This is a genomic window from Candidatus Villigracilis saccharophilus (genome assembly GCF_016711665.1).
Genome location: NZ_JADJSO010000057.1, coordinates 1 through 12,472, shown reverse-complemented (window position 1 = coordinate 12,472; position 12,472 = coordinate 1). Strand labels below are relative to the sequence as shown.

The window sequence follows — 12,472 nt, the reverse complement described above, 5'->3', positions numbered from 1 at the left end:
CACCTTCGCCGCCGTGGCGGGACGATCCATGACACCGCCTTGATGAATAAGAATCGGCGTGCCTTCTTTTGTGTACTCAAAATTCAAATACGCCTGACCTGTGATAAAGCGCTGACCATCAATGGCGCAGGAGGTGACGAAGCCAATGCGTTCGCCGTTCGCGTTCACCACGGGGTCGCCGTTGTGCGCCATGCGCACGCGCTGGTCATCGAAGGTGAAGCGGATGACGCCGCCCTTGCGTTCTTTTTCTCTTGCAACATAAGCATCGCGCCCGATGAACCACGGCTTGTACGGTTTGACGTAGGAACCAAATCCGCCTTCCGCTACGCCCAAATCTCTACCGTCAAATTTACCAGAGCCCAATCCCATTTCGTGACCATACAACGGCAAGCCTGCTTCGGTTCTCAAAGAATCTCTTGCGCCCAAGCCGATGGCTTTCACGCCGAACTGCTCGCCAGCTTTCATCACCGCCAGCCAGAAATCCACGGCGCGTTCGGGATGGACGAATAATTCAAAGGCCATCTTCTCGCCTGTGTAGCCCGTGCGCGAGACGATCAGATCAAATCCGCCAACCACTGCATCGCAAAGTTCAGTTCTCTTCAACTTCATAATGCGCGCGCGGGTCGCATCGTCCACGCCCATTGCCAGCAGCGTGTCGCGGCTCTTCGGTCCCTGCAGGGCAATATCCACCCGCATTTCAGAACCAGATTTCGGTTCACGCAGGTTGCGGATGTTCGCTTCATAGCCGTACGTCCGCGCCCACGGTCGGCCGTTGTCAATTTTTACTTTGCCATCGCGCACGCTTTCGAGCCATGTGCGATCCTTGTCATCGTTCGACGCGTTCACGACCACGAGATAATTATCCCAGCCGCGGCGATAGATGAGCGTGTCATCGATCACGTCCGCATCGGGGGTCAGGAAGTGCGAATACAAGACTCGCCAGGCTGCAGCCCGCCGCAGTCATTGCCGCAGACCGTATCGAGGAACGAAGCCGCATCCGCGCCGCGCACATCGTACACGCCCATGTGCGAAACATCGAACAGCCCCGCCGCATTGCGTGTGGCAAGGTGCTCCTCAAAGATCCCCGTGTACTGCACAGGCATTTCCCAACCTGCGAAGGGAACCATTCTGCCGCCCAAGTCTCTATGGACTTGATTCAACGCTGTTTTCTTTAACTCGCCTTCAGCTTCGTTCCAGACGAAAGGCGGCAGCGCTTCACCCTTTAACTGTGGGTTGACTCCAACGAACCAGGGGCTTGACTCCACCTTTGAGCGGGGGAACCGTGGCTGATAATTTCGCCTTGACCTCGTTGACCACAAATGCACCAGGCATACGCTTCGCGCTGAAATCTTTTGTTCCATCCACATTGAAGGATGTGTATCCATCCGAAAGGTCACGCAGCCAGGTGGCCACTGCCGAAGCATTCTTTTCAGGCACTTGCAGTTGATAGGTGTTGTTGTCCACGTTCTTCAACAATCCCTTCACAACACCTTTCGGAGTTGCAATGGATGTGACTTGTGTCTTGCCCTTCTTCAATGCAGAGAGATCAGAAGACACCGCGAAATCCAATACCTGACGAATGCGCTGTCCACTTAATTCATACACGCCTGTCTTAGCTTTATCATCACTGTAATAGAAATGTGGGTAACGAGTCTTCTTGAATTTGAAATCAATACCAGCGCTTTCAGCCAACTTTCTAACCTTCAACTTGGCAGCATTCAACACGTTGAAATCCAATTTGGCGCGGCGCTGTTTGCCTTTCTTGACGGTATCCACGCTGTGAGGCGCACATGCCAGAAGCACATCGGCGATGATGTCCGCCAGTTGACGCGATTGCTTTTCATTAAATCCGCGCTGAGTGATCCACGGCGTGCCGAGGCGGATGCCGCTTGGGTCAGCCGAATTCTTGTCACCAGGGATGGTGTTGCGATTGACCACCACGCCGACAATATCCAAAATGCGCGCGGCCTGATCACCACTTAATTTCGTGCCATCTTCACCGACGACAGTGGTGCAGTCCACATTCAGCATGTGAGTATTGGTTCCGCCGAACGGCACGCGCAGTCCGCGCTTGGTGAATTGGTCAACCATTGCCGCCGCGTTCTTGATCGTCTGCGCTTGTAACTGTTTAAATTGTTTGGTCTGCGCAAGTTTGAAGGTCAACGCCAGCCCAGCGAATACGTTGACGTGAGGTCCGCCCTGTTCACCGGGGAAGACAGCCTTGTCGATCTTCTTGGCAATTGCCGCATCCGTGGTCATCAAGACTGCGCCGCGTGGGCCGTCAAGGCTCTTGTGAGTCGTAGACATGATCACATGCGCAATGCCTATCGGTGAAGGCACAACGCCCGCCGCGACGAGTCCGCCGATGTGGGAAATATCCGCGAGGAAATACGCGCCGACTTCATCCGCGATCTCACGGAACTTCTTCCAATCTGGAACCCATGAATAGGATGAATAACCTGCGATCAACAGCTTGGGTTTGTTCTCCAAAGCCAAAGCGCGGATCGCGTCATAGTCAAGTTTCTCATTCGCATCAATGGTGTAATGCACAGCCTTGAACCATTTGCCGCTGCGGTTGACCGATGAGCCATGAGAGAGATGTCCGCCGTGCAGGAGGTTAAGTCCCATCACGGTATCGCCGAGATTCAACAAGGCTTGATAGACCGCGTTGTTGGCGGGAGCGCCCGAAAGCGCCTGCACGTTGACGAAGATCTGATCCGCTGTGATTCCATTTGCGGCGAATGCTTCTGCCGCGCGTCGGCGGGCGAGGGCTTCGACAGCGTCCGCATATTCCACGCCTTTGTAATAGCGCGGGTCACCGTTGCGGCGATAATGAGCAAGTCGCGCGGGATAATCGAGAATTTCTTCCTCGGTCATCCAACGCGACTCTTCGTCGGGGTAGCCTTCTGCATAAATGTTCTGGAACGCCGAAGCCAACGCTTCACGGGTCGCCATCGGCGCAGTGGATTCGCTTGGGATCAGGATCAACTTCCTCGCCTGCCTTTCAGCTTCCAGTTGGGTCAGATCGAAAACATCAGGGTCAAGCTTGGCCAGGTCGCCACGAAATAAAAAATCGGACATTGTATTCTCCTTTTGAGAGTTGGTTTTTGGAATTGTCAGACAGTTGAATTGTAGGACGGGAAGGGGGGAAGGTCAAGTGAGAAATGGCATGTCCCTATTGTATTTGGTCCACAATCTTGCTATTATGGATGTGGGGATTATTGTTGGTATATTACGATTTTTTATCGGTGTTCAAATTCTTGAAAAGTTTACATTTCATGTCTCATCGCTGCAGATAATATTTGGCGGCATTGATCTGATACCCTAACTTGGACGCTTACAGGTTATCAGGGAGCAAATAGCGAAACCGGCCTTTCTGGCCGGTTATTTGTTTTAAGTTCCGGGAGGGAACACCATGAACATAAAAAAGATTTTCAATCTGATAATGGCAATTATTTTTGTCTTTTCGCTTTTTGGGATGCCTGTATCAGTACTAGCACAAGAACCGCAACCTAGCCTCAGCCTGAACATAATTGAGTACCCTACCATATTAAGTGGACAAGCCGCCGGAATCACTATCGCTCCAGATGGTAGTGCTTGGTTTGCTGAGTGGGGCAGTCCCATGGTCGGGCGAATCACCACAGATGGAACGGTCACTGAGTTTTATAACGGATGCAACAGTGTCGATACCATTCTGGGCCCGGATGGCAACATTTGGTTCACTGGCATGTTATACGGTGACCCTCCAGGAGGATACTTGGGTCGGATTACGCCAGATGGTTCAGTGACGAAGTTCCAAATCCCTACACAATACCAATTTTCTCCTAGTAATCTCACATTAGGTCCGGATGGGAACATCTGGTTCACTGAAGGAAGTGGTTTGATCGGAATGTTTACAATGGATGGATCTTTCACAGAATATCCTGGTTATGTGGATACACCAAGTGGAATTACAGCTGGTCCGGATGGTAATCTATGGTACACAGGTTATGGAAACAGCATGATTGCAAAGATTACTTTGGATGGACAGGTTTCCCTGTATCCAGTTCCCTCTGGAGGTGCTAACCCGACCGATATTGTGACTGGACCGGATGGGAACTTGTGGTTTGTAGAATATTGGGGACCAAGTGTAGGTCGAATAACACCCGACGGGGTCATCACCGAGTACCCTCTCTCCTCAGGTTATGGAACTACGGCTATAACCGTGGGTACAGACGGTAACTTATGGTTCGCCGAGCCTTGGAATGACAAAATTGGCCGTATTACAACATCGGGTGTAATGACAGAATATTCCCTGCCTGCTGGAAGTGCTCCAAGCCAACTTGCTGCCAGCCCGGATGGAAGCATCTGGATCTCCCTGTCAGGAAGTCATAAGATTGCACGGATCCTGGTGGACCAGCCGCCGGTTGCAGATGCCGGAATTGATCAGACTGTATTTGCAGGTCAGTCTGTTACCTTGAGCACATCGGCATCATCCGATCCTGATGGCGGCGCGCTGACATATGCTTGGGATCTCAATAACGATGGTCAATATGACGATGCCAGCGGAGTAACCGCTGCAATATCATTCAATCAAATCGGAGATCATATTATTGGACTACGCGTGACAAATGATGGCGGATTAAGTGATACGGATACAGTCACAGTAACCGTTTTACCCTGGACACTGAAAGGTTTCCTCCAGCCTGTGGATATGAACGGTGTCTACAACATTATCAAAGGCGGTAGTACCGTGCCATTGAAATTTGAGATATTTGCTGGCTCTACCGAGCTTGCTGACATTGCTTACATCAAGAGTTTTACATATGCCCAAACATCCTGTGATACGAATGCAATTACTGATGAGATTGAGACAACAGCAACGGGTGATACCAGTCTGCGCTATGATGCGGCATCCGGGCAGTTCATCTACAATTGGAAGACACCCAACACTGCTGGAAAGTGTTATCGGGTGACCCTGACCACATTCGATAACTCGATATTGGCGGCTTATTTCAAACTCAAATAATTCATGCCAAGTATAAGAGGATGGGATCATCGCTTATTAGGAGTAAAGAACCATTAAAGCTTGACAGGTCATACAACCTGTCAGGCAGCCTCATAAAACTACAAAATTCTCTTTCAATTTTTAACATGCTCTTTATGGAGAAGTATGGCATGAAATTTTATTATGGAGGCACAAAGGGATAGATATTATTCTCTGCCTGTGTATGAAATTTAGGCGGCTTTGATCTGATAACCTAACTTGGACGCTCACGGGTTATAAGGGAGCTAATAGCGAAACCGGCCTTTCTGGCCGGTTATTTGTTTTAAACCAACTTAAGTTCCGGGAGGGAACACCATGAGTACAAAATTTGCTGACAAGATATTTCGCATGATTTTCATCTTTGTGTTTGTAGTGGGGACGGTCTGGATGCCTGGCAATACAAGGGCAACTGCCCCATCAATGGCAATGCTTTGCCGAGATCAGAACACGCTGGTTTTTTCGGCGGGGGCCCCGCCCCCCGCCCCCCCCGCCCCCCCATTCCCCAAAAACCGGGTTGGTCCCGCCTGGACTGGCCGGTCGGGGCGGGGCGCCCGCCCCCCTCCCCCCCCCGCCACACAGCAACAATACTAAAATTCTGGATCCGTGTTTTTTGTAATTTCTTTAAATTAACAAATTTTCCCCCCCCCCCGGGGGGCCGCGGTTCTTTATAAAACAAAAATTTGTGGGGGGACCTTCTTCCCGCCTGCAACAACTTCAAAATGGGGGGAGGGAACCTTTCCCGCCCGGGGGGCCCCCCCTGGCGGGAAAAAAAGTCCGAACCAATTTTTTTTCCCGGGCCCCCCCCCGGGCCCCCGGGCACCGGGGGGCCCGGTTCCCCTACATATAACCAAGTTGGTGATGTTATCAACTACAGCTACTTGCTGACCAATACCGGCAGCGGAACGCTCTCTGGTCCATTCACAGTGACAGACGATAAAACGACAGTCGCATGCCCGTCAGGTAATTTGGACGGCACTGTGCTATTCGATCATTTTGAGAATAGTCATCTTGCACAATCCGTGTTTGGCACACCTTCTTATGTGAACGGTCTTGCTGGATTTGGACAAGCCATTGACTTTAGCTCCGGCGCCTGGCTGCGCTATAACGTGCCGGGTTGGTATCAATGGCCCAGCACTTATGACCCAATCGGCAAGGCAGGCTCGGTTGATCTTTGGGTATATCCAAAACAATACGGTGTCGGTTTTGTGAACTTTAATTGGAGCAGTACTGATACACCTCCCGGTGGAGGTCACATTTTGCATCTGAGCTTGACTACGGAAGGCAAGCTCTATGGCGGTTCGTGGAGCGCCATTAATGGTCCTGCCTTGATCCCATTGCCCGCCGGCAATACAACCATTCCGCTTAACCAATGGTCACACGTGGCTTATGTGTGGGGTGAGAGTGGAACGAGTTTATATGTCAACGGTGTGCAGGATTCCTACTCGCCTGATAATTTATACCCGGCTTTGAATTCCACTTTCTACGCCTATGTACCCTATTGGGGTTATCCGGGCATTGGCTACATTGACGACCTGCGCATTACAAGCAGTTCACAGACAAATTTCGGTGTGTCTGCTCTGGCAGAGGGTGAATCGATCACTTGTAACGGCAGTTACGTTGTCACACAAAACGATGTTGACAATCACTCAGTCACTAATACGGCACAAGCACATGCCTTCTTTGGCGCAACTCCGATTGACTCAAATCAGGATATTGCAACAGTGGCATTTATCCAGCAGTATTATCCAACCATTCAAGTTTGGGATTCAGGCCGCGTGGATGGCATAGGTTGGCCGCAGATGAACAGCGAAATGATTGTAACTATTGATGATCCATCCACTCTTCAGGTACCTGACTTTTCGGCAACCGGGGTAACATTCCCATGCGCGGGGAGACCCAGTTTGAACTGTGTGAATATCCCGACAGATGATTTCCAATTTGCTGTTGGGCAAATCATTACTCTGACAGATGTGATCACTTACACCAAGGTTTTTACCATCACATCATTGAGTATGAAAGTTACTGATATCAATCCGCTGACAGATATTGTTTCTGGAACCGCTGACCCGAATAGTTCATTAACTGTATCCATTGGCGGTATACCGGATAATCGAAGTAGGTATGTCACTGCTGATGCGTCTGGTAATTGGGTAGCCAATTTCGCAGTTGCAGGCATTGGGGAATCAACCTATGACATCATCCCGGGGACGAATGTCTATACTGCCCAATGTGATGATGACGGTGATTGCATCAGTACTGGAGATACTGTACCTGCTTTACTAAATTCCTTCATCATTGTTCAGCCGAATGAAGATCGTGTTTTCGGCTTTGATTGGCCCGTAGGCGCCCTCTTGGAACTGGAGATTGATGACCCTGCAACACCGCAGTCACCCGATTACACCGCCTCCCAGATATTTATTGAATCTGATGATTGGAGGAATGGCTTCGAATTGGGTAGCCTCTTCGATATTCAGCCTGGTCATTTGGTTACAGTGAACGATGGCACTACGGTCAGACAACATACCGTAACCCATCTTGCCGTAACCAATATTGATGTAGATGCAGATACGGTTTCTGGTACTGGTTATCCCGGTGCGATGATCCATGTTGGTACGGTTTGTGATGATACCGGCTGCGCCAGCCGCAATATAAATGTGGATGAGAACGGAATTTGGATTGCCGATTTTTCCGTCCCTGTAATTGGTCATGGCGATGCTGGAATGGTATTCGATCTTCGCCCCGGCATGGGATCCGGTGCGTATGAATTCGACGCCGATGAAGATTCTACAAGCGTTTCGTGGAGCATCCCCAATCCTTATTTCAATGTTCGGGCAAACAACGAACAGATCGAGGCTTGGGAATGGAACATTGGCAGCACTCTGACCGTGAATATTTATTCTTCTGGCACTGAGACTTCCCTGCCAGATTACACAATTTCTGATGTAGTAACTGGCCCAACCCCTTGGGGAGATACAAGAAACTATTTGTCCTTCAACCTCAACGGAATCTATGATACTAAGCCGGGATACCTGGTCACGGTCAGTGACGGCACCATAAGCAAGCAACATATTGTGAAACCGCTTGCCTTCGATGTTATGGATGTGGATGCAGATACAGTCAGCGGGTTTTCTGAGCCGGGTTCCAATGTCGATGTCTGGGCTTGTGATAATTCGAATTGCTATAACCGCCATGTGACAGCAAGCGATCCGGGGGGAATATGGATCGCGGATTGGCATATTCCAGGACCGCAGGATGATGAAAACAACACTTTGGATCTTGTCCTTGGAACATGGGTGGATTCGTCTCAAAGCGATGATGATGGTGACAGCACGATGTTCGGTCAAAGCATTCCCAATCCCTTCATCGAAGCGAGTCCCGCTGATAATTGGATTCATGCGCGCGAATGGCCGATCGGTACTCTCATCACAATGAACATCAGCGGCTCAAGCGAAATCTATACTGCCATAATGGGGCCGGCACCTTGGAATCCCTATGACCCCAACGACATTGTCGCTGATTTCGACCTGCAAGGCTATGACATTCAAGCTGGCGATGTGATCACCGCCAGTGGAAACGGCATGACCAAGACTCTTACAGTCTCCCAACTCGCGATCACAGACTTTGACCTGAATGCTGATACGCTTTCAGGGAGTTGCCACACCTGAAGTCCAAATTCAAGTCTGCGCGAATGTTCCAGATCGCTGTATCATACGCTGGGTCACAGCAGATGACTCTGGCAACTGGCTGGCAAACTATCAGGTTCCCGGAACGGGCAATGATGATCCAGATACCTTCGATATTCAGCCGGATAGCAATGGCTGGGTGGCTGAACGCGATGAAGACCGCGATCAGACCTGGATCAATTGGAACATCCCCAATCCCGCTTTTGGTGCTCGTCCAAATGAAGAAAGTGTTGAACTTTGGCAGTGGCCGTTAGGCGCAACCGTAACAATTGAGATTGATGATCCTGCAACGCCACAAATAAATCCTGATTTTACAGGTACCGCAATTGCCAGCATTCCTTCATGGAATCCAAATGAAACCCGCTTTACTCTGAACTTCAGTGGTCAATATGATCTCAAGCCGGGTGATCTTGTTACTGTAACTGAAGGGAACACCATAAAAAAACACACAGTAACCGGCTTCCAAATTACAAACATAAATATTGATGCAGACATAGTCTCAGGCATAACCGATACAGGCGGGTCGGTGGATCTTTGGATTTGTGGCAATAATAGTTGTGTCAACCGCAACGAGCCTGTTGACCAAAATGGTGAATGGTCTGCCAATTTCGCTGTTCCAGGCGATGAGGATGGGGAACAGGGTACTTTCGATATCAAACCCGGTATAGGTGGCGATTCTGCCCAATGGGACGAAGACGGCGATGGCACGGTGATCGGATGGAGAGTTCACAATCCCATCATCTCTGCCCGCCCATTCGAGAGGCAAGTCAGCGGTTACGACTGGCCAGACGGCGCGCTCATCACCATGACGATTGATGACCCCCTCACGACGGCTTCGCCAGATTACACTGCTATCTCAACAGCCCAAATGCAATACTTCGGACAAACGGAAGTGATGTTCAACCTGATTGACCTATTCACCTTGAAAGCCGGCCATATCATTACAATGACAGATAGCACCACTACCAAGACTCATATGGTTACGAATTTGGCGATCCAATCTGTCGATGTTGACACAGATCAAGTGTTTGGCGTGGCTGATCCCGGCCATACGATCCAAATTTTTGTTTGGGCATCACAAGACAACTCCACTGCCTGGCGGGATGTCACTGCTGACAGCAATGGAAGCTGGGTTGCTGACTTCTCCATCTCAATGGATGGCATGACTTATGATGTCCTTGCTGAAACATGGGGTGAGACTTCTGAGTATGATGAAGATGGTGACAATACCAATGTCTATTGGCGGGCGCCCAACCCCAACATTACCGTTTACCCTGATGATGAAATTATCGAAGGGAATGACTGGCCGCTTGACTCAGTTTTGACTGTTCAAATTGGCAACCCCGATCAGCCTGATTACACGACCACCACGACCTTGAATCCCCCCGATCAGGATCATACTCTGCCTTGGTTTAGATTGGATCTGTCCAGTGTTTATGACCTGCAACCCGGTGAGATGGTGACTGCGTTCGATGCAGAGACAACCAAACAATTAATCGTTGTCAACCGCAACATCACGCTGATTGACATGGTTACAGATACGATAACCGGCACATGGGATCAGAATATCACGTTCGTGGTTCTGTGGGCCTGCGATGATAATGGCTGTGTAGGCCGCAGAAAAGATGTGACCCCGGGCGAAGTCTGGTCTGTGAATTTTGCCCTACCCGGTGAATTGAACTGGGAGAACGCCGTTTTGGATATCCAACCTCATACAACTGGTGGTATCTATCAAAATGACGAGGATGGGGATGGAACAAGTTATGCATGGTCCTTGAATCAGCCGCCTCAAGCCGACCTCGGGCCTGATCTTGTTACCGATGAAGGTACTACCCTTATACTGGATGCGTCCGCATCCTCCGACCCTGAATCTGATTTAATGACCTATGCTTGGGACCTCGACAACGACGGCGAATATGACGACGCCGTTGGTGTGACAACCAGCAAATCCTTCCCCGACAATGGCACGTACACTATCGGCCTAAAGGTTACTGATCAGTATGGCGAGTCTGATACTGACACAGCACAGATCAACGTGATTAATGTCACGCCGCTTGTTGATATTCAAGAGGCCCTGGCAAACAATCTGGGCGTACTCTCCGGTAACGGTGCATTTACTGACCCCGGCGCGGATGCATGGACTGCCACGGTCAATTACGGTGATGGTACTGGTATTCAGAGCCTCGCACTCAACCCGGATAAAACCTTCCCTCTCAACCATACTTATATCGCCAATGGCAACTACACTGTTGAAGTCTGCGTCAGCGACGATGATAGCGCTTCGGGCTGTGACCAGGCCCAAGTCACGGTCACGCTGAACCATCCGCCTGTCGCGGAAGCTGGCGGACCTTATGTAGGCTATGAAGGAACGAGCATCACCCTCAATGCTTCCCGCTCCACTGACCCGGATGGAAACATCATACGGTATGAGTGGGATCTTGATAACGACGGTCTATTCGACGATGCGTTAGGAACAAGACCAAAATTCACCGCCATCGATAACAGCATTTTCACTGTTCGCGTCCGTGTGACTGACGCTGGAGGCTTAAGCAGTGAGGATAGCTCAACGGTCACTGTCAAGAATGTGCCGCCAGTTATCACCTCACTGACGTTCAACAGCTCTGTTCGTGTTGGAGTAAAGCTAAATACATACGCCACATTCAAAGATGTTGGTATCAACGATACCTTCACCGCGACATGGAAATGGGGCGATGGTACTATCAGCGCTGGAGCCATCAGCGGCAAGACGGTCAACGGCTCACATATCTATGCAAAGCCTGGCATTTACCTCATCACCATCACCGTCAAGGATAAAGACGGCGGTGTAGGTCAGGCCTACAAATTAATCCTTGTGCTTCCGAAGAGATAATTAAGACCTTAGTGGTAATGAAGTAAACAAACAACAGTTGACAGGCATGGCGCCTGTCAACTGTTGTTTAGGAAATCCATATTTTCATCCACAATTTCTCTATAAGCTGGTCACAACCTGATTACATCCCTGCTCTATCATTGCAGAAGGTTGGAGGCGCTCCAGCCAATCAAATTTAAAAAGAGGTATAAAAAATGAAAAAGAAAATTTCAATCCTGATCGGTGGTTTACTGGCAGTTGCGGTTTTGTTCGGCGCTTACAATGTTAAGACCGCGTATGCGCAGGGCGACACGACGATGATACAGCGCGGCGGCGGACACGGCCACGGCGGAGAACGCGGGCTCGGTCAACCTGAACTGGAAGCTGCTGCCAAAGTCCTCGGCATGACCTCCACTGAATTGTCCACTGCACTCGCAGACGGCAAGACACTTGAAGATTTAGCCACCACTGCCAAAGTGGACATCCAGGATGTAAAGGATGCCATCAATGCAGTCCATGCTGACGAGATGCGCGCGCAGATCGAAGCTGGTATTGCTGATGGAACGATCTCACAGGAAAAGCCGACTGGCTGCTCGAAGGTCTGGATAAAGGTTTCCTTGATGGTCCCCGTGGATTTGGCTTAGGCGGACCTCATGGGCGCAGCGGTCAATTGGATGATCAATCTGGAATAACAGTCACCCCAACTGCCGCTCCATAATTGAAGAAGGAAGTAAAAATGCAGGTGAAGAATGATTCTTCACCTGCATTTTCATTGTTAGTCAAATGCCATTGTTGACGATTCAAATTCGGGATGATAGAATACAGCCCGCTCGACCAAAATAAGCGCCCCCATCGTCTAGTGGCCCAGGACGAAGCCCTCTCAAGGTTAAACCGGGATCTGAATTCCCGTGGGGC

General features: G+C 50.1%; 6 protein-coding genes and 1 pseudogene. 4 read left to right on the top strand and 3 right to left on the bottom strand.

Annotated elements, in window-relative coordinates; genetic code table 11:
• Both IPL17_RS18370 and IPL17_RS18365 read right to left on the bottom strand, forming a co-directional pair.
• Positions 1-1,103, bottom strand: a pseudogene (locus IPL17_RS18370) (aminomethyltransferase family protein); the annotation flags it as partial.
• Between the two features lie 112 nt (positions 1,104-1,215).
• A complete protein-coding gene (locus IPL17_RS18365; protein WP_345308543.1) occupies positions 1,216-3,081 on the bottom strand; it encodes a serine hydroxymethyltransferase in 1,866 nt (621 codons plus the stop codon).
• A 334-nt stretch (positions 3,082-3,415) separates the two neighbouring features.
• On the opposite strand from IPL17_RS18365, the gene IPL17_RS18360 reads away from it, so the two are divergent.
• From IPL17_RS18360 to IPL17_RS18345, 4 genes are all read left to right on the top strand, one after another.
• The gene (locus IPL17_RS18360; protein WP_345308542.1) at positions 3,416-5,008 is read left to right on the top strand and encodes a PxKF domain-containing protein; all 1,593 of its coding nucleotides are present in this window, start codon (positions 3,416-3,418) and stop codon (positions 5,006-5,008) included.
• An 896-nt stretch (positions 5,009-5,904) separates the two neighbouring features.
• The gene (locus IPL17_RS18355) at positions 5,905-8,691 is read left to right on the top strand and encodes a LamG-like jellyroll fold domain-containing protein (RefSeq protein WP_345308541.1); all 2,787 of its coding nucleotides are present in this window, start codon (positions 5,905-5,907) and stop codon (positions 8,689-8,691) included.
• Entirely contained in the window at positions 8,657-11,578 is a 2,922-nt protein-coding gene (locus tag IPL17_RS18350; RefSeq protein WP_345308540.1) for a PKD domain-containing protein, read from the top strand. Before IPL17_RS18355 ends, IPL17_RS18350 begins: the two co-directional genes overlap by 35 nt.
• Positions 11,579-11,772: 194 nt before the next feature.
• Positions 11,773-12,201, top strand: coding sequence for a hypothetical protein (locus tag IPL17_RS18345; RefSeq protein ID WP_345308539.1), 429 nt, complete (start codon positions 11,773-11,775; stop codon positions 12,199-12,201).
• A gap of 34 nt (positions 12,202-12,235) precedes the next feature.
• On the opposite strand, the gene IPL17_RS18340 is transcribed toward IPL17_RS18345, so the two are convergent.
• On the bottom strand, positions 12,236-12,472 hold a 237-nt coding region (locus IPL17_RS18340), incomplete at its 5' end, for a hypothetical protein (RefSeq protein ID WP_345308538.1).

What these genes read in the sequence shown, in the direction of transcription:
- IPL17_RS18365 (WP_345308543.1), bottom strand. Translation starts at nt 3,081, where the DNA reads ATGTCCGATTTTTTATTTCGTGGCGACCTGGCCAAGCTTGACCCTGAT.
- IPL17_RS18360 (WP_345308542.1), top strand. Translation starts at nt 3,416, where the DNA reads ATGAACATAAAAAAGATTTTCAATCTGATAATGGCAATTATTTTTGTC.
- IPL17_RS18350 (WP_345308540.1), top strand. Translation starts at nt 8,657, where the DNA reads ATGCTGATACGCTTTCAGGGAGTTGCCACACCTGAAGTCCAAATTCAA.
- IPL17_RS18345 (WP_345308539.1), top strand. Translation starts at nt 11,773, where the DNA reads ATGAAAAAGAAAATTTCAATCCTGATCGGTGGTTTACTGGCAGTTGCG.